The sequence below is a fragment of the Paenibacillus urinalis genome (genome assembly GCF_028747985.1).
GTDB lineage: Bacteria > Bacillota > Bacilli > Paenibacillales > Paenibacillaceae > Paenibacillus > Paenibacillus urinalis.
In genome coordinates this window covers 5,297,836-5,317,184 of sequence record NZ_CP118108.1, presented here as the reverse complement: position 1 = coordinate 5,317,184, position 19,349 = coordinate 5,297,836, and the positions used below count along the sequence as shown (strand labels likewise).

At 47.7% G+C, this 19,349-nt stretch carries 17 protein-coding genes; 9 read left to right on the top strand and 8 right to left on the bottom strand.

All coding sequences use genetic code 11. From position 1 onward, the window contains the following. Positions 1-78: 78 nt before the first annotated feature. The 5 genes from PUW25_RS24655 to PUW25_RS24635 form a co-directional block, all read right to left on the bottom strand. Positions 79-795, bottom strand: a complete 717-nt coding sequence (locus tag PUW25_RS24655) for a glycosyltransferase family 2 protein (RefSeq protein WP_274337797.1) — start codon at positions 793-795, stop codon at positions 79-81. 3 nt (positions 796-798) lie between these two features. After that, on the bottom strand, positions 799-1,533 hold the full coding sequence (locus tag PUW25_RS24650; protein ID WP_274337796.1) for a glycosyltransferase family 2 protein: 735 nt from the start codon (positions 1,531-1,533) through the stop codon (positions 799-801). 117 nt (positions 1,534-1,650) lie between these two features. Further along, positions 1,651-2,409, bottom strand: coding sequence for a MerR family transcriptional regulator (locus PUW25_RS24645; RefSeq protein WP_274337795.1), 759 nt, complete (start codon positions 2,407-2,409; stop codon positions 1,651-1,653). Continuing rightward, the gene (locus tag PUW25_RS24640; protein WP_047912659.1) at positions 2,400-3,137 is read right to left on the bottom strand and encodes an ABC transporter permease; all 738 of its coding nucleotides are present in this window, start codon (positions 3,135-3,137) and stop codon (positions 2,400-2,402) included. The genes PUW25_RS24645 and PUW25_RS24640 overlap by 10 nt, the downstream gene beginning before the upstream one ends. Continuing rightward, complete coding sequence (locus PUW25_RS24635; protein WP_047912660.1) at positions 3,137-3,856, bottom strand: ABC transporter ATP-binding protein; 720 nt, start codon at positions 3,854-3,856, stop codon at positions 3,137-3,139. Before PUW25_RS24635 ends, PUW25_RS24640 begins: the two co-directional genes overlap by 1 nt. 156 nt (positions 3,857-4,012) lie before the next feature. On the opposite strand from PUW25_RS24635, the gene PUW25_RS24630 reads away from it, so the two are divergent. Together PUW25_RS24630 and PUW25_RS24625 are read left to right on the top strand one after the other, a co-directional pair. Continuing rightward, positions 4,013-4,573 carry a pyridoxamine 5'-phosphate oxidase family protein gene (locus PUW25_RS24630; protein ID WP_274337794.1) on the top strand — a complete coding sequence of 187 codons (561 nt, stop codon included), beginning with the start codon at positions 4,013-4,015 and terminating at the stop codon, positions 4,571-4,573. A 21-nt stretch (positions 4,574-4,594) separates the two neighbouring features. Further along, positions 4,595-5,728, top strand: a complete 1,134-nt coding sequence (locus tag PUW25_RS24625) for an SGNH/GDSL hydrolase family protein (protein ID WP_274337793.1) — start codon at positions 4,595-4,597, stop codon at positions 5,726-5,728. Between the two features lie 79 nt (positions 5,729-5,807). Here PUW25_RS24625 and PUW25_RS24620 read toward each other — a convergent pair whose 3' ends face one another. Further along, positions 5,808-6,425, bottom strand: coding sequence for an acetate uptake transporter (locus PUW25_RS24620; protein WP_274337792.1), 618 nt, complete (start codon positions 6,423-6,425; stop codon positions 5,808-5,810). Positions 6,426-6,549: 124 nt separating this feature from the next. Further along, positions 6,550-7,461 carry a phosphatidate cytidylyltransferase gene (locus PUW25_RS24615; protein WP_274337791.1) on the bottom strand — a complete coding sequence of 304 codons (912 nt, stop codon included), beginning with the start codon at positions 7,459-7,461 and terminating at the stop codon, positions 6,550-6,552. 147 nt (positions 7,462-7,608) lie between these two features. On the opposite strand from PUW25_RS24615, the gene PUW25_RS24610 reads away from it, so the two are divergent. From PUW25_RS24610 to PUW25_RS24570, 7 genes are all read left to right on the top strand, one after another. Continuing rightward, on the top strand, positions 7,609-8,154 hold the full coding sequence (locus tag PUW25_RS24610) for a hypothetical protein (protein WP_274337790.1): 546 nt from the start codon (positions 7,609-7,611) through the stop codon (positions 8,152-8,154). 87 nt (positions 8,155-8,241) lie between these two features. Beyond that, entirely contained in the window at positions 8,242-8,706 is a 465-nt protein-coding gene (locus PUW25_RS24605) for a DUF6944 family repetitive protein (protein ID WP_274337789.1), read from the top strand. 284 nt (positions 8,707-8,990) lie between these two features. Further along, entirely contained in the window at positions 8,991-13,391 is a 4,401-nt protein-coding gene (locus PUW25_RS27605; protein ID WP_338000039.1) for a LamG-like jellyroll fold domain-containing protein, read from the top strand. Positions 13,392-13,674: 283 nt separating this feature from the next. Beyond that, positions 13,675-14,430 (top strand): SDR family NAD(P)-dependent oxidoreductase, encoded by a 756-nt coding sequence (locus PUW25_RS24585; RefSeq protein ID WP_205054717.1) that lies wholly within the window; start codon positions 13,675-13,677, stop codon positions 14,428-14,430. Between the two features lie 206 nt (positions 14,431-14,636). Then, positions 14,637-15,305, top strand: a complete 669-nt coding sequence (locus PUW25_RS24580; protein ID WP_205054718.1) for a YdeI/OmpD-associated family protein — start codon at positions 14,637-14,639, stop codon at positions 15,303-15,305. 115 nt (positions 15,306-15,420) lie between these two features. Then, a complete protein-coding gene (locus tag PUW25_RS24575) occupies positions 15,421-16,476 on the top strand; it encodes an LLM class flavin-dependent oxidoreductase (RefSeq protein ID WP_274337788.1) in 1,056 nt (351 codons plus the stop codon). Positions 16,477-16,735: 259 nt separating this feature from the next. Beyond that, a complete protein-coding gene (locus PUW25_RS24570) occupies positions 16,736-18,298 on the top strand; it encodes a histidine kinase N-terminal 7TM domain-containing diguanylate cyclase (protein WP_274337787.1) in 1,563 nt (520 codons plus the stop codon). 3 nt (positions 18,299-18,301) lie between these two features. On the opposite strand, the gene PUW25_RS24565 is transcribed toward PUW25_RS24570, so the two are convergent. Beyond that, positions 18,302-19,192, bottom strand: coding sequence for a diacylglycerol/lipid kinase family protein (locus PUW25_RS24565; protein WP_274338250.1), 891 nt, complete (start codon positions 19,190-19,192; stop codon positions 18,302-18,304). Positions 19,193-19,349 lie beyond the last annotated feature (157 nt).

The following is a 19,349-nucleotide window of genomic DNA, read 5'->3' as shown; positions in this document are numbered from 1 at the left end:
CCCGTTCTTTTTGTATAGATTCGTAAGGTCTTCGTATACTTCGCTGATACAATCCACCGGCTTGTAACGAAATGGAACTCAGCGGCGGCTTACGAATTTTTTGATATGATCCAATTTTAGTATTCGGTCTCCTCTAGACATCAGCTCCTGGTCACTAACGATCCATGTATGATCCTTGGAGCCCTTTCTTCGTACAGCAAAGAAGTGATAGGGATTCCCTGAATATATCTTGAAGCCTTTCTTGCGGCAAAGAGCGCAGAACTTCACACATTCGCCTTGTGTCTGGTCCGGAAAGCTTACGGTATCAAAAACTTCACGCTTCACGAGCAGTGTGGCTCCCTGCACCTGAGATACGTAGCATTCCGTGAGCTTGTGATATCGATGAAGCACGAGCTTACGGCTGCTCAAGTACATAAAATGAGCTCGCTTGCCCACAATGTCAGCTTGGGACTTCTGCAAGGTACGCATACTGTCGGCAAGATAGCTCGGCGCATAGTAGTCGTCATCATCAAACTTTGCGATATAGGGATGCTTCGCCATCTGGACTCCATAATTCAGACAGTGCCCCAAGCTTACTTGCTCTGGTTGACTGTAAATTTTGATATTACGATATTGTTTAACCGCTGCTTTATACTCCTCGATCTTCAAATGATGGTGATTCAAAATGATAATCAGCTCTTTATGCTTGTAGCGCTGCCTGAGAAAATTGTTAATTAAATTATCCATACAGTATCGTCTTTTTGTACAGGTGATGATTGACACCGCTTGTTTCGAAGAAAGCTCCTTCAGGGACATCGCCTACAACCCCTTTGGCTTGCGCTTAACGAATTTCTTGAAATGATGAACGCCGGGGATCTGTTTGTTATGGGCAATCATTTGCTCTTCATCGATGATCCAGGTATGTCCAGAAGAGTTCTTTCGGCGGATGGCAGCAAAGTTGAATCTGCCACCAGAATACACCTTGAAGCCTTTCTTTTTGCTGCGCAGACAAAATAGATCATCCTCTCCTACGTTCTGATCGGGAAAGGATACCTGTGACAGTACCTTCCGTTTCATCATCAGCGTAGCTCCAGGCAGTATGGATACGGTTTTGTTCTCATCCTGTGGAAAGCGGAGGATCAAGGTTTTGGATCCCTTCAAGTACATGTAATGGGCCCGTTTACCGAGCACATCGGCTTTACTCTTATGAAACGAGAGAAGGCCATCCGTGAGATAATGGGGAGCATAATAATCATCGTCGTCAAACTTTGCAATGAAGTTGTACTTGGTCTTTTTGAATGCATAATTGAGGCAGGCACCAAGCGAGCGACGCTCGGGAAGCCGAAAGACCTGCACATTCTTATACTTTTTGGCCTGGCGTTTATAAGGTTCCAGAGGAATTTGGTCATTATTGACGACGATAATCAGTTCCTTTTTAGCGTGAAGCTGCCTGCTGTAATTGAGAAACAGCTGTGACAGATAGCTATCTCGATTCGTGCAGGTAATGATGGATACCCCTTGCTTTTTTATGAGATGCTCTAGTCTTCTGCTCACCGGATCACTCCTCTCTATACTAGAGAATTAGAATCTTTCACTAACTTAGGATATGTAAATGAAAGATTAGGAGAAACGGTGATTGTCCATTTATGGGCCGCACATTCGAAGATATATTCATGATTCATAGAGATGCTGATGTTCATTAAAGAGCTTGATTGCAGATTGTGCTCCTTGAATGGCTTCAAGCAGAGACTCAGTGAGGCGATCAGTTACTGATACAATATCCTCATCATCCGAAGGGGAATTAAGGATGGTAATAACATCTGTGGGTCGCTGGTCCAGCTTGCGAAGCAAACGGAGAATGGCTTGGAGAGAGTAGTGTGCGCTTCTTAGTCCCCGAATAATTTGCAGCCTGGATAATTCTTTTTCCCCATAAATACGGTGTCCGTTCTCAAGTCGCGGGATCACAATCAGTCCATTGCGTTCCCAGTTTCTTAACGCTTCTGTCGTAACCCCTAATATATGTGCTGCTTCTGTTCGTGAGTATGTCTTATCTCCTGTTGGAACATCCGCATGCAGCCATTTCTCTACGGCTTTTGCAGCGAGCAGAGCATGCTGATATTCGTTTTTTAGATGGGATAGATACTCGTGAGTCAGACTTAACGCCTGTGGGAATTGTTCCTTCCCAGAAGCGGTAACAATCTCTCTTGCTTTATTACGGATGTCGCCTTGTACAATCTCACATTGAAACAGAATTCGCGCAATCTTCATCTGAAAGAGATGAATGTCTGAATATACACGGTACCCATTGGTAAGCCGAGGAACAGGAGAGATGTATCCCCATTCCTCATAGACTCTTACCGTATTGGGATGCACAGAGGCGAGAGAGGCAATCTCTGAGGTCTTGTACAACGGATAACGACCTACTTCCATCTAAAATATCGAATCGTGATCCCCATAGAGAGGATGATACACATTCCTAGAATTCCAATGTGCAGGAGACTGTTTGAGAGATCGGCTCCTGTACTTACGTCCTTTAATAAATGAATGCCATGGGCAAGCGGAAACACATCCATTCCCCATTGCAGAAAAGATGGCATAATCTCATACGGAATGGTTGCTCCTGAGAATAACAGCATCGAGAAGTAGGCTGCTGAGCTCCAGAGGTTGGCGGACTTGGTATCCCGAACAAGGCTGCCAATCAGTGTGCCAATACTGAACATGGATATAAGAACATATAAATAAGATATCAGGAACAACGGCCAGGAGCCCTGAAGTTCATAGCCAAACGCAAAGAGGTAAACGAGTGTAACGCCAATAAATGAAATGACAGCTGCGATCATCTGAACAAGTCCTTGAGCAATGACAATCTGAAGAGGGGATACCGGTGTAACCTGCAGCCTCTGCAGAATTCCCCGGTGACGATAATCGGCAAGCGTCAGGGACAAGCCCATCACCCCGGTTGCCAGTATACCAATCGTTATGACCGAGGCGTACGACAGATCAAAGTTGGACGCACCGCTCCCAGCACTGTCTTTACTCAATGTATAGCCAAATATAGACCCAAGTATAATGGGGAATAAAATCCCGAAGATGAGAATGTCGATACTCTTCCAGACGAGCTTTGCTTCAATTTTAAAGAATGTCATAAATGAATTCATCAGTAGATGTCCCCCTCTGTTCCTGCGAAATGTAAATATGCCTCTTCTAATGATTGCGTACCGCTGAGCTCAAGCGCTTCAGGTATCGTCCCTTGAAATACGGTATTTCCTTTATGAAGAATAAGGATTTCATCGCACAGGATCTCCACCTCATCCATGTAGTGTGAAGTAAGAACCATTGCCATCCCTTGTTGTTTCATATCCAGCAGTCGATTCCAGAGCATGCGGCGTGCTCGAGTATCCAGACCTGTCGTCAGCTCATCAAGAAATACCAGCTTAGGCTGGTGAATGAGCGCAAGAAGAACAGCGAGTCTTTGCCGTTCCCCACCGGAGAGTGTTTTGACGAGCTGATCTGATTTGTCCTCGAGTCCAAATATACGTAGTAACTCGTTGATATCTGCCGTTTGTTGGTATAAGCTCTTCCACTGGCGGCATGAGTCCTGAACGGTTATGTTTTCCTGAAACTGCGTAGATTGCAGCTGGACACCAACCTCTTGAAAAACATGCTTCCTCTCCTTGATCGGGGATTTGCCTAGAATGGCGAGCTCGTCATACTGGCTCTTCTCCATGCCTAGAACAGCGGAAATGGTTGAAGATTTACCGGCACCGTTAGCTCCGAGCAGCCCAAGCACCTTGCCTGATTCAAGTTCGAAGCTGATATGATTGACGGCTAGAGCAGAGCCGTAGGTAACAGATAAATTTTTGACGTTTAGTACCATTGAAGTGCCTCCTTCGTTTTTGGGTGAGAAGCAACTATATCAGAAGAAACGCAGGGTGGTGTCTTATTGGAGGGTTTGACAGCAGGAGAATACACCAGGGGATGGAATTGTAATATGAGAATTGCCTGATTCACAACATATGGGAGGTCGATTAGGATGGCAAAGCAATTCCCGGCTTTACTGCCAGAGCATGTTGAATTTATTGGAAATCAGCATCTGTTCTTTGTAGGTTCGGCGGCTCTATCACCAGATGGGCATGTTAACCTTTCACCCAAGGGCTATGATACGTTTCGTGTGCTGTCCGAGAATCAAGTCGCTTATCTCGATCTGACCGGAAGCGGCAGCGAGACGAGCGCACATATCAAGGAGAATGGCCGGGTAACCATCATGTTCTGTGCATTCGAGGGCCCGCCTAATATATTGCGGCTGTATGGAACGGGAACCGTGGTGCTGCACGGGACGAAGGAATGGGAGGAGTTATATCCCAAGTTTGATCCGCTTCCCGGATCAAGGCAGATTATTGTCGTCGACGTACATAAAGTGCAGACTTCCTGCGGCTACTCTATTCCGTTCATGGCATATGAGAAGGAAAGAGATACACTCCAAAGATGGGCTGATCAAAAAGGGGAAGAAGGACTGAAGAGCTACTGGGAGCAGAAAAACAGCGCAAGCATTGACGGTTTGCCAACTCCGCTTGGAATCCAGCTTAATAAGTGAGCAATAATAAGGAGTGGAGTCATGAAAGAAAATCCGAATCTGCAAGTATATCAGCTATCCGATGTTTCAAATTTAAAGGTTCACGGCCGAACAACGGGCAGGCTCGCACCGCTCACTTTATTTTGGACAGGGAGTGGCATTGAACTAAACAGCACAGGCTCCGAGCTCTGGCTCGAAGTCGAAGTGGACTACAGTCAGCATGAACAGTGGATCTCGATTCTGATCAACGGGGTACCGGCAGCAAAACAGATGCTCACGCACGGCAGGTACTGGATCTGTTTATTCAGAGGGATGAATGATCGTACGGTCAAAAATGTACGAGTTATCAAGGAGGTTCAGGCTATGAGCGCCGATCCTGATGCCTTGCTGCAATTTCACGCGGTCAAGAGCGATGGACAGTTTATGCCTGTTCCCGAGCGCGCTGTGAAGCTGGAATTTATCGGCGACAGCATCACTTCTGGGGAGGGAGCTATTGGCGCAAAATTAGAGCAGGACTGGATTCCGATGTGGTTTAGCGCGGTAAGCAATTACTGCAGGGTGACAGCCGCCGCGCTCGATGATGCGGAATACCGGATCCTGTCCCAGAGCGGCTGGGGTGTGCTCACAAGCTGGGATAACAATCCGAAGGCGAGCATGCCGCAGTACTATGAGCAGGTGTGCGGACTGCTGCCAGGAGAACGAAACCGGGAGCTCGGTGCACAGGAGTTGAACGATTTTGCCGCATGGCAGCCGGATGTCATTGTGGTCAATCTGGGTACGAATGATGGGGGTGCCTTTCATGCTCCTGAATGGAGAGATGAAGCAGGAGGAGCGACCCACAAACAGCGGTTAAATCCCGACGGTACCTATCATGAAGAGGATCTGCGGGCGTTCGAGAATGCAGTAGAGCAATTCCTCGTCACCCTTCGGAAGAACAATAAGGAGGCTCATATCGTATGGGCCTACGGTATGCTCGGAACACCGATGATGCCGGCCATTTATCGGGGAGTGGATGCATACCTGTCGAAATCGGCGGATCGGAAGGTGTCTGTCTTCCAGATGCCGAACATGACGGAAGCGACCATGGGCGCGAGAAGCCATCCCGGTGCATTAGCTCACGAGGAAGCTGCCACAGCATTAGCGGGTTATATTACAGGCATTCTTCCATCTAAATAACAGGATATATACAAACAGGCCATCTCCCGGATATCGGGAAACGGCCTGTTCTGATACATACCGGTTTAAACCAACAGCTTTATTTTTTGAAAATGCCAAATGCTCGTCCGACAGGCAGGAAGGTCCGTCCAAAGTGCGTATTAAGCACAGCAGCGCCCGCTCCATACAAGGATAGAAGTCCGATACCCATCTCTGCATAGGCTGCCAGCGTGTGGAAGACGTGAGGAGCAATGCCGAAGGCATCCAGCGTCAAGCCGAGGAAGAGCAGGTCGATCAGTACGAAAATAAAGAACAGCACTTTATGTGTCTCCATAGCTCCAATGGTCATTAATACGCTGAAGATCAAATAGCCGGCAAAAGCAAAGCCCAGCTGTCTGCCATCTGCTGCACCTGCAAGCTCCTCCCCGAACACGCCCATGTTCGTCAGCCAGCTGGCAGCTGTAGCGAACCAGAAGAAGGCATAAGCTCCAAAGGCGGTCATGCCGAAGGTGTTATTGTGCTTGGCGTCCAGCATGCTTGCGAACAATTGAGCGAAGGCTCCTAGAAAAATAGCCCATGGGATAACCAGGCTGAGGCCCTCGGTCAAGCCCAGCTTCTGCGAAGAAGCAACCAGTGTAACAATAGCCAGGCCGAATAGGCCGATACCGCTCGGATCAGCCGTTACGATCTTAACTTGAGTCGATGATGCATTTGACATGTTGTTTGTTAATGCCTCCAGTAATCTAATATAGGTGCATTCATTTCTTTAATTTCTGAAAATTATGAAAAAAATCATGCTGAATCATTTTAGCGCATCAAGACATTTTAATCTACTACAAATATTACATAAAATCGAAGAAATACCGGATAAAGTGAAACAGCACCGGCGAAGTGTAGGTTAAGCTGTCAATTTGACTGAGATAGCCTTTCTTCGGTGCCTCCGGCTTGTCGTCTCCGAGCAGCAGGTCCCGCTTCAGCACGGAGATCGTTAAGCTGCCGAAGAATCCGCTGAGGCTGATCAGCATACCTGTAATTAGGCCAAACTTCAAATCGAACGGCGTCAGGTGAGGATAGGCAAAATAAGCAGCCGCTGTCGTCACGAGAAACGCGCAGGCAAACCCCTCCCACGTTAGATAGGGATTCGAGGTTGGTACGATTTTTCGCTTGCCAAAATAGAGAGACGCTAAATAATGAACGACATCACCCAGCTGTGTCAGCAGCACGAGATATAAGACGATTCCAGCTCCATACTCGGGCGCAGCGAACTGATAATAGGCCAGGTGACTGAGACCGAATACCATCAGCATAAGCCCCCACTGGGTAGAGCTGACGCTGCGTACAAATCCGATTGTGCCTTTGTTAATCAGCCGCGGAAGCGGAAGGAACAGGAACACATAGACGGGGATAAAAATAATAAACATGCCGTACCAGCCAATGTAAATCCAATAGAACTGCACCGGAATCGACAAATAGGCCCACAGAAACAGTCGGCGGTCTGCCTTTCTCGTCTTGATCATAGAGAAGTATTCCCGCAGGGAGAAGAAACATAGCACCATCAACGATAAGAGCGAAACCGCTGGAGTGAACAGGGTAGCCAGACAGAAGATGAAGAACATGCCCCACCAAGTCTTGATCCGCTGGCCGATCGCCTTGTAGTCCTTGTCAGGCTGAACCCTGCCGATGATATGATAGATAATATGGATTGCAACTAACAACGTAAGAATAACGACAAGCGTATGTATAGAACTGCTCAATGTGTTGTCACCAACTTCTTCTTATTTCTAGGGCTATAATGAATGAAAACTACGGATAGAAGACCTTGATTATTCGAAAATTCCACCATTAGGATCATATGTTATTATGAAGGAATAGGTCAATCTTGATAAGGGGAAATTTGAAAAATGGAAGCTTCACGCTCAGTTTATATATTGCTTACGAATACAGGGACACTCTTTACGAAGATGATCCAGAGCTATACAAGGGCTCCCTATAATCATGCCTCCATTTCATTTGATCGGGAACTCTCCGAGCTGTACAGCTTCGGCAGAAAGCATCCGAATAATCCGCTGAATGGCGGATTCGTCAAGGAGGATATCAAGACGGGTACGTTCAGCAAATATCCCGATACGACATGTGTGCTGTATGAGCTGAGGGTCACAGACCGGGAAGTAGTGAAGATGAAGAGAGTGCTGCAGATCTTTATTCGCAGTCATCGTAAATACATTTACAATATCCTCGGGGTGATTGGCATTACGTTAAAAGAGCCGGTCGAATTCAGCAACTCTTATTTCTGCTCCCAGTTTGTCGCTGAAATCTTGCAGCGGTCCGGAATCAAGCTGTGGAATAAGCTGCCTGCACTAGTGACACCGGAGGATTTTCGCCAGTGTGACCGGCTGAAGCTGATCTATGAGGGCAAACTGAGCGAGTACGAACCTGATCATGGATAAAATCTAGCAGAATATCATTATCCTATCGGCTACCGGCTGCATATGCTATAGAAACTTACAGCACTCAGGAGAAAGCAGGGATGTACTGTGCCCGCCAAGCGACAGCAGCAGAAGCGGCTGGAGCGGCGCCAGCTTCCACAGCAGAAGAAGCAGCTGCCACAGCCGAGTAAGCGGAATAACTCCAATAGGTCCCCGCGGAAGAGGCAGCAGGGCCAGCAAAACCAGGCTAATGAGCAGTCTGAGCAGATCCAGCAGGATATTAATGTACAGCTTGCGATATATACATGGCTGCAGGCGATCGGCACGAACATCACAGCGATTGGACAGACCAAGATCCTATCCAGAAGCACGGAGGTACAAGACGAGGGACAGAACCTGGTGGTTATAGGAAACATTATTCAGTCCATCGCCAATGCAGTTCAAACCGAGCTCACTTTGCAGCAAACCCCCTTTGTTACGAACAAGAGCGCCAACAACTGGAATGCCTTCGGCAGCCTGCTGCAATCCATCGGGAATTCAATTCAGGCGATTGCAACAGAAGCATCGGACTAAGAAACACACATGATTATAGGAAGATAAAGAGCATAGCACTAGTAGGAAGCAGGCGGATGATTAGTCCGTCTGTTTTTTTGCGGGAAAGTTATTGACGCCATATGGTAAATAAAGTTAGAATACAAATGTTAACTCAATTATTTAGTAATTAATATTATTGTTAATTATATGTGATAACGGAGGTGAACAGTTCCTGTACAGCGGCTATCAATGGTCTAGTCTTAATTGTCAGCAATCCCGCAAGTAATCGAGCGATACAGCTATATTAATGAAGGAGGATATGCATGAAGAGAATGATGAAGAAAGTTACGGCCACGCTTCTCACATTTACGATGCTACTGCCTGGCGCCGCATTCGCTGACTCCAGCCAGAAGGAAGATGTGAGTGGTCATTGGGCGAAGGAGCAACTCAGCACCTGGATCGACAGCGGTCTGATGCAAGGATATCCGGATGGGTCCTACAAGCCAAACCAGCCGATCACACGGGCTGAACTTGCGACACTGATTAATCGTACGTTCAACTTGGTTGAGGTGAACAGCAGCAGTAAGTTCTCCGATCTGTCGGTGCAAGATCCTTTTTATCAAGAGATATTGAAAGCGGTTGCGAACGGTTATATGAACGGATATGCAGACGGTACAATCAAGCCGGACAGCTATGTTTCCCGTCAAGAAGCGGCGGTGATGCTGGGTAAGGCTTATGGGCTGCCGCTGCAATCTGCTCTCGGGTCTTCTGCACTTTCCGATGTGAAAGGGCTTCCAGACTGGAGCCGGTCTTATGTAAATACGCTTGTTAATGAGGGCTATGTGAAGGGCTATACGAACGGCACCTTTGGCCCAGAACGCGAGATTACGAGAGCGGAGGCTGTAACCCTCCTTCAGAACATTTCAGGACAGGTCATCAATAAATCAGGAACCTACAGCAACATTACATCCCGTAATGTGGTCATTAATCAGCCGGGTGTGACGCTTGAGGATACGACCATTGAAGGAAATCTCTATCTGACTCAAGGGATTGCAGATGGAGATGTGGTGCTTAACAATGTCACTGTCAAAGGTCAGGTTATCGCTAGCGGCGGTGGCGAGAATACCGTACATCTGCAGGACTCTGCCATTCGTGAGCTGCTGGTGAACAAGCTGAACGGCAATATTCGCTTGCTTGCTACAGGAAGTACGAACATCGACAAGACCTATGTTCTTTCCGGTGCATCTCTTGAAGAACAGGACTTAACCGGTGCCGGCTTCTTAAATGTCGCACTGCGAGCGGAGCTGCCACTGGATGCAGTCGTTCGATTGAGCGGGGAGTTTGAGCGGGTCGAAGTGGATGCAGAGAATCAGCCTACGATTGACCTGATTAAGGGTCTGATCAAGCAAATCATTCTGAATCAACCGGCAGCGCTTCAGGTTGGTGAGGGAGCGGTCATTGATAAGGTAGAAATCCATGTCGAGGGCTCCATTCAGGTAACAGGAAAAGGGAAAGTGAATTCCAAGGATGACCGCATTGTTCATGATCGCGGTGACGAAACAACGGGTGGGAATCCGAGCCCGGATCCAAATCCAGGATCGGACTCAAGTGATCCATCGACCCCTACGACTCCGACTCCTACGCCAGAAGAACCGGGTCAGGAAGCTCCTGCTTTTACGAACGTATCTGTACATGATCCTTCTATTATTAAAGAGGAAGATACCTATTATGTATTCGGTTCGCATATTGAAGCTGCCAAATCAGATGATTTGATGAACTGGTCTACCTTTACGAACGGCTATACGACTCCAGGTAACAAGCTGTATGGCGATCTGTCCGAGAACCTTGCAGGCTCATTTGCATGGGCGGGTGAGAATGACTCAGACAGTAAAGGCGGATTCTCAGTCTGGGCACCTGATGTGTACTGGAATGAGGACTATATCAATGAGGACGGAACGACAGGTGCCTACATGATGTATTACAGTGCGTCATCGACGTATATCCGCTCCGCCATTGGTATCGCGGTATCGCAAAACATTGAAGGTCCTTACACCTATGTTGACACGATTGTATACTCTGGATTTACCAAGAATGATGCAAAAGATGCAGACAGTCAGGTTAACAAGAAATGGACGAATACCAACATTCAAGGTCTTGTTGACAGCGAAGTGCTGGCAGGGCCGAACCCGAATTGGTTCAAGGCAGACGGTGCCTACGATAATGCACAATACCCGAATGCCATTGATGCTACCTTGTTCAAGGATGAAGACGGAAGACTGTGGATGACTTACGGTTCCTGGTCAGGTGGTATTTTCCTGCTGGAGCTTGATCCAGAGACAGGCAGAGCGATCTATCCGGGAGAAGACGGGAAGACCTCTGATGGACGTATGATCGACCGTTACTTCGGAATCAAAATCGCAGGCGGACATACCAAATCAGGCGAAGGTCCATTCATCGTATATGATGAAGCCTCCGGCTACTATTACTTGACCGTTTCCTATGGCTGGCTTGGAGCAAACGGTGGATATAACATCCGGCAGTTTAGAGCAGAGAACCCAGAAGGCCCTTACCTCGATGCAGCTGGAAATGACGCTGTGCTGCCAGCAGGAACAGAGAACGAGCAAATTGGAATTAAGCTTATTGGTAACTTCCTGTTCGAGAGAGAGATTGGTGAGGCTGGAACAGGAAGCGGTTATGGATACGTATCGGCAGGACATAATTCGGTCTTCTACGATGAAGAGCTGGATAAGCATTTCTTGTTCTTCCATACTCGATTCCCGCAAAAAGGGGAGGCACATGAGCTGCGTGTCCATCAAATGTTTATGAATAAGGACGGCTGGCCTGTTGTTGCCCCGCATCGCTACTCAGGTGAATCACTTGAAGAGGTGGCAGAAGAAGAAATTGCAGGAGAGTATAAATTCGTCAACCATGGGCTTGCCTATTCAGGAGATATTGTCAGCTCAGTGAATATCGTTCTGAACGAGGATCATACGGTATCCGGCGATGTATATGGAACATGGACTCTTGTTGATGACTACGAAGCGCAAATTACTATTGATGATGTGACTTATGACGGCGTATTTATATCCCAGTGGGATGAGATGACGAAGCGGGAGACGATGAATTTTACAGCCATCTCTGAAGCTGGCGAAACGGTATGGGGAATCCAGCAGCCGGACAAGTCAGATGAGCAGGTCGTACAGGATGTACAGCAGGCGCTGACGCTCGGGAATACTTCCAATGTAAGCTCCCGTCTGGACCTTCCAATAGAAGCGGCACGAAACACAACGATTACATGGACGACTTCAGATCCAAGTGTAATTACTGCAGAAGGAGAAGTATTCCCTCCTGAGGTAGGTGAAGAGAATCTAACAGCTGTACTGACGGCTACCATCACCAAAGGTGTCGCATCACGCACGAAAGATTTCAACATTACAGTCACACCGATTGATGTGACGCTTGGCTTATCTGCACAGTATTCCTTTGAAGAGAATCTTGACGCATCGGTTGGCGATTTCGGAGAGGGCACAATCACCGGAAATCGCATTAACAATGAAGGCGGAGCGATTACTTATGAGGCAGGAGTACAAGGGAAGTCCGCTGTATTTGACGGGAATTCAGGCATCAAGCTGCCCAATGGATTGATCGAAGGAAACGAATATTCGGTGTCCATGTGGCTGAACCCGGCACAGACAACACAGTATACAACGGCCTTCTTCGGAGGCTCGGATAAGAGCTGGATCAGCTTCGTTCCCCATGGAGGCGATGGGAATACGATGCTCTGGTCCGGGGAGAACTGGTACGATGCATCAACAGGCTCCCGAATTCGAACCAATCAATGGCATCACGTAGCCTTCTCCGTCAATGGTGAATTTGTTAAAGTGTTCGTTAATGGAGAAGAAGCTTACTCCGGAACAGGATTTCCTCATGTATTTACGACGAGTGAAGGCGTGTTTAGTCTTGGTGTGAATTTCTGGGATAAGCCGTTCAAAGGGAAAATAGATGAGCTTAAAATTTATGATGTAGCCATTACAGCCGAGGTTGCTGCGAAGCTCGCCGAAGACCTGCCGCCGCGTGAAGAAGGACCTACAGAGCTGCAAGCGCAGTATTCCTTCGAAGAGAATTTGGCAGACACTGTCGGTAACTTTGAAGCAGGAACCGTGATTGGTAACAATATCAATACTCCGGACGGCGGGAACATCACTTACCAGGACGGGGCAGAAGGTAAAGCAGCCGTATTTGATGGCAAGTCGGGCGTAAGACTTCCGAATGGGCTTATATCCAGTGACAGCTACTCTGTAACGATGTGGGTATATGCGGATGAGCTGCCAGGCGTGAATACGACCACTTTCTTTGGAGCGTTGTCGAATGCAAGCTGGCTTAGTCTAAAGCCGGCAGGTCCTGAGGGTAAGTCCATGCTCTGGTCGAACTCCAATTCGGCTTGGTACGATGCAGTAACAGGCGCTAAGCTTCCATTAAGTGAGTGGACTCATTTGGCCTTCACGGTCGCTGGCGATCAGATCAAGGTATATGTTAATGGGGAAGAAAAATTTGCAGGTTCGGGCTTCCCGGACATCTTCCTCGACAATACAGGAACCTTCAGTCTGGCTGTGAATTGGTGGGACATCCCGTTCAAAGGCATGATGGATGAGCTGAGAATATATCAAGGTGCCATTAGTGCAGAAGAGGTACAGGAGCTTGCAACAACATCGGCAGTGAACTAACACAGCAGGTGGATCAAGCAGGAATAACACAATAAGGGCAGACGAATGATAAGTTCGTCTGTTCTTTTTTTGCTGGGCTATTCGACGTATGGCATAAATCCTCATATTTAAGAGCTTCTTAGGCAAATATATAAAAATGTGGTTGTCTGGCTGCAGTTCGTCTTAAGCTCGAACCAACAAAGTTCGACTATATTTGACAAAACTGTGACAGAGGAGTACAATAACAATTAGTTAGTAACTCACTTCAACATACTTACTTTTATATACAAAGGAGTCCTGAATCATGTCTGAATTGAACGGAAAAGTTATTGTCGTTACAGGTGGAGCAAGCGGTATCGGCAGAGAAGCTTCCTTGCAGTTGTCGGCCAAAGGGGCAACGATCGTTGTAGCTGATTATAATGAAGAAGGTGCCAAGCAAGTCGTATCCGAGATTGAAGCGCAGGGCGGTACAGCGGCTGCGTACAAAGTAGACGTGTCCAATGGCGATGAGATCAAAGCGTTGATCGACTTTACAGCTGAGAAATTCGGAACCTTCAGCGGTATTTTCAACAATGCGGGTATTGGACTGGTTAAACCGTTCCTTGAAATGGATCCGGCGTCCTATCACCGTGTAATTGATGTTGACCAGCACAGCGTATATTACGGTATGTATTATGGAGCTAAGAAAATGGTTGAGCTTGGCGTCAAAGGTACCATCGTGAATACAGCTTCCATCTACGGAACCATTGCTGCTGTCGGCAGCTTCAACTATAACGCAGCCAAAGCGGCTGTTGTGATGATGTCCAAATCTGGTGCACTTGAGCTGGCAGAGCATGGGATCCGTGTAGTGGGTGTTGCTCCTGGCTTTATTAATACGCCGATTCTTGGGGAAGATGAAGCAACGAAGAAATTCCTGGCCGAGCAGCATATGCGCGGTGAACTGATTGAGCCGGAAAAAGTAGCAAGCGCTGTAACCTTCCTGTTTACCGATGCTGCTTCTGCCATTAACGGAACAACGCTTCCAGTGGATGATGGTTTCCTGAGCTTCAAAACAAAATAATTGCCGTTTTTGAATAGCTGACTTGCACACGAATCGGTGTATAGACGTTTAAAACGTTTATGCACCGATTTTTTCATAAGAGCAGGACACACGAACTAAATATCGATTCCGTTTCCTCGTGTTTATATCATTCGTTCGCTATAATCTCTAATGAAAGCTCTAGCTTCCTCTTTTTTCACAGAATATATGAATGGACAGGTGAGAAGATGACAAAGACCATTGTACAAAAGCTGAATTTACATAACTTTACCCGCAAGGCCGTGCTGAATTTGCCTGCTGACATCGATTATTTTGCAGAGCTAGGAGACTATGATCATGAACTGGCAGAGAGTAAATATGATCTGATCTTTGCCTTTGTGCTGGATATGGAGCAGATGAAGTCACAGGTGAGCAGGGTGATCGAAGAGGATCTGCTGGAAGAGAAGGGTTACCTGTACTTCGCTTATCCCAAGAAGGGCAACAAGGTTTACGCTACCTACATTCACCGTGATGAGATCTTGGGAGGAATAGGGGCAGACGAAGACGGCTATGTAGGGACAAGCAGTATTAAATTTGCCCGTATGGTGGGTATGGATGACGTATTTACCGTGGTAGGGCTGAAGAAGGAACAGCGGAAGAGCAAGGAGTCCTCCAAAGCAAGCCAGAGAGTAGACGATTATGTCGCCATGATCCCAAATGTGGAGCAAGATTTGCAGAATGAGCCGGAGCTGCTCGCCTTCTACCATACCCTTACACCTGGATATCAGAAGGACTGGGCGCGATACGTATACAGTGCCAAGCAGGAAGCAACGAGGGAGAAACGGCGTGAAGAGATGAAGATGATTCTCGGAAAAGGGTACAAGAGCCGCGAGCTGTACCGCCAGGAGCAAGGGTAGATATTCGGATAAAATAGTACTTGATAAATCAGCCATTCGACCTCAGAATATAGATAGTGCATTAAAGTTATTAACTTACAAAAAATAATTAATATAAAGCAGGAGGAGTCATCGAATGGAGATAGGAATCAGTACTTTTGCAGAGACATCACCCGATGTGCATACCGGTGAGGTGATGAGTCACGCGCAGCGTCTGCGCGAAGTGGTGGAAGAGATTATTCTTGCCGATCAGGTGGGACTTGATGTATATGGAGTGGGGGAGCATCATCGAAAGGATTATGCCGCATCCAATCCTGCAGTCGTTCTGGCAGCAGCTGCACCGCAGACCCAGCGAATTCGGCTTACGAGCGCCGTATCCGTGCTGTCATCCGCTGATCCGGTACGTGTGTTCCAAGACTTTGCGACCCTGGATGGCATATCGAACGGACGCGCGGAGATTATGGCGGGCAGAGGGTCTTTTATCGAGTCCTTTCCCCTGTTTGGCTATGATCTGAATGACTATGACACCCTGTTTGACGAGAAGCTCGATTTGCTGCTCAAATTAACCGCATCGGAGAAGGTAACCTGGCAGGGAACTCATCGTCCGGCAATCAACAATCTTGGTGTTTACCCAAGACCGGTTCAGGACCCTCTTCCGGTATGGATTGGCAGTGGTGGGAATCAGGAATCGGTCATCCGGGCCGGGCTGCTGGGGCTTCCGCTCGTGCTTGCGATTATTGGAGGAAGACCGGCACAGTTTGCACCGCTGGTACAGCTGTATAAGAAGGCGGCTGCCCATGCAGGGCATGATGCTTCCAAGCTTCCAGTGGCTTCTCACTCCCATGGCTTTATTGCAGCAGATCAAGAGACAGCGGTAGAGAAGTTCTTCCTTCCGACCCAACAGAGTATGAATGTCATCGGACGAGAACGGGGCTGGCCAAGCTACTCGCGTCAGAGCTATGATTCAGCCCGCAGTCTTGAAGGGGCGCTGTATGTAGGTGACCCGGACACTGTGAGTGAGAAAATTATATATTTGCGGAAAAATGTCGGCATTACTCGGTTTATGCTGCACGTTCCCCTTGGCACAATGCCGCATGAGGAGGTCATGACAGCGATCGAGCTGCTTGGCACGAAGGTAGCCCCTCGGGTGCGGGAAGAGATCGCTGCGTGGGAAGCGAATGGTGGAGCCTAAATCAAGTGATATCATGATACGTGCTTGATCATAAAAAGGAGATCTTCAAGCCTTACCTTAAGCGTAGGGACTGAGGATCTTTTTTTTGCGTTAAAGGATCCAAAAAAGTGAAAATAAATAATCACAATTATTCCTATCGTGATATAGTAGATTAAAGTCGTTTTATGTAGAATTATGGCTAGAGAACGGGAACAACCTGCTTTATAATTTAATGAGGGTTTAGCATAAAACGATAAAAGTAATCATGGAGTAGATGAAGATGGCAGAAGAGCTGCGCTTACCGGTATTCATGATCATGGCTGGCGGCAGTATTAGTGTAATTTTATGTGTATACGGACTGCTGAGGCTTAAGAGTGCACCTGGCGGGATGTACTATGTCTGGATGACATTAATGGCATCCTTTTTTTCATTCGCCTATGCGGCGGAGCTGACCAGCTCGACACTGATGCAGATCAAGTTCTGGATCACCGTCGAATACATTCCGCTTCCGCTTATTCCTGCATTCATGCTGCTCATGTGCACACAATACGTCGGTGTGGCTATAAAAAAATGGGTTTATTATATCCTTTTTGCCATCCCAGTGACGACGACACTCATCCAAAGCACGAATGAGCTGCATCATCTGTACTACACCTCCGTGACACTCCGGGAGAACGCTCCATTTCCGATCGTGGAGCTGACTTATGGACCGTGGTTCGCGGTGCACTCGGTTTATCTGTACGGATGCATCATCGCGAGTGCCGCTATCCTGCTTGTACAATGGGGCAAGGCAGCGCCCGCCTTTCGGAGGCAGCTTCTTACGATGGCGGTTGGGAATCTTGTGCCGATTATCGGCGCCTTTTTGTACTTGGCGGGTATGAGTCCTTACGGGATCGATCTGGGGCCTGTTTTTATTAGTCTGTCCTTTATATTTCACAGCATCGCCCTGTTCCGGTTTCAGATGTTCAGCGCCGTACCTCTGGCGAGAGAGATGGTATTCGAGCATATGAGGGAAGGAGTCGTCGTATTGGATGACAAGGACATCATTGTTGATTACAACCAAACAGTGCTGACTGTGTTTCCAAGAATGACCAAGGGGGTTATAGGCCGCTCGGCATCGGCTGCACTTCTGGATTATCCTGAGCTTGCGGAGCTGGTTCGCCGTGGGCTGGAGTTTGACTATATGCTCAAAATAAATGGAGTGAATCAGCATTTTCACGTCAGATTTACACCGATGATGAAGCAAGGGATGCCGATCGGCCGCATCATCACCTTTGCCAACATCACAGAGCGCATCCTGATGCAAGAACAGCTCAAGGAGCTGGCTGATACGGACGGTCTGACCCAACTCCTAAACAAAACCGCACTACTGAGAGAATCGGATAGGGTCATTCGTGAGTACACCGAGCATGGGGGAAGGCTCTCCGTGATCATGTTCGACATCGATCTGTTCAAAGAAGTTAATGATACGTACGGTCATGAGGCAGGGGATATCGTGCTGACCCATGTGGCAGATGCCATTCATTCGACACTCAGCGGTGCAGGATTTGCAGGCCGGTATGGCGGGGATGAATTTATTCTCTGGCTTCCGGACACCTCCCTGACGGAGGCGTGTGAGCTTGCGGAATCGATTCGTAAAAATATAGCTGGACGCCAGATGATTGTTGAGGACCAAGAAGTTAGGGTAACCTCCAGCTTTGGTGTAGCGCATGCCGGTATCGTCCCTGGCGAAGGAGAGCATTCCGCTCAGTCCCTCATGAGGGAAGCAGATAAAGCGCTGTATACCGCCAAGAAATCGGGGAGAAACAGTGTTTATCCGCTTAGAAAATGGATTCATGTATAAAATCTAATCTTCCTCTGGAACGATCACATCAATATGACGGGATAATATACGCAAATGGAGGGGCAGAGAAGGACCAGCTTCTCCATCAATATTGGTAGACAATGACTCCTCAGATCGAACACGGACTTCCTTCGCTGTAAAATAAACCACGTCGGAATGATCCTTTAAATTCCCGAGTAAGAGCGACGTTCCAACAGTAAGTGTGTTAAAGACATTTATATCCTTGATGATGAAACAGTGAATCAGTCCGTCGTCCACGGAGGCCGAAGGCACCATCTTCTCAAATCCGGCGACAGAGTTCGTTAATGCAGCCACGAACAAGGGGGATTCACCTACCCATGTTTCATCATCATGCTCGATAATCAGATGATTGGACGGGCTGTTCACGAGGCGTTTGATGCCTTCTTTGTAATAAGCGAACGCGCCGAGCTTCGATTTTTGCTCAGAGCTCACCTCAGCCAACACTTCGGCCAGCATCCCGACCGCAATGACATTGGCAAAGATCCGATCATTGATTAATCCGATATCAATTGGCTTCAAGCGGGTAGAACGGAGCGTACGAATCGCCTCATCCGGATCAAGCGGGATATGGAGTGCTCTGGCAAAATCGTTAACAGTGCCGAGAGGAACAATGCCAAGCTTGGGTCTGTGCGCTTGATCCATGTAGCCGTTCAGCGTCTCGTGCAAGGTACCGTCTCCTCCGATGGATACAACCAGATCATAGCAATCCTCACAGGCGGAAATGCAGAAGGCTGTTGCATCATACTCCTTCGCTGTTTCGTTTACGGACGTCTGGTAGCCCTGTTCCTCCAAGACCTCCTGTACATCTCTCAGATAGGCAAGAGCTTCTTCCTTACCTGAAGAAGGGTTAATAATAATCATTGCCTGCTTCATATCGTTGTTCCTTCCTTGGTTATCATTTTGATATTCTTTACCCGGAGAAGTCCCCATGTGAATACCCGGCAAGCCTACATCCTCAAAAAATAAGAAAAAATCGCCCACATACCTTCTATTTTTCACAGAAGCATTTCCCTTTATTATCGTATGTAGA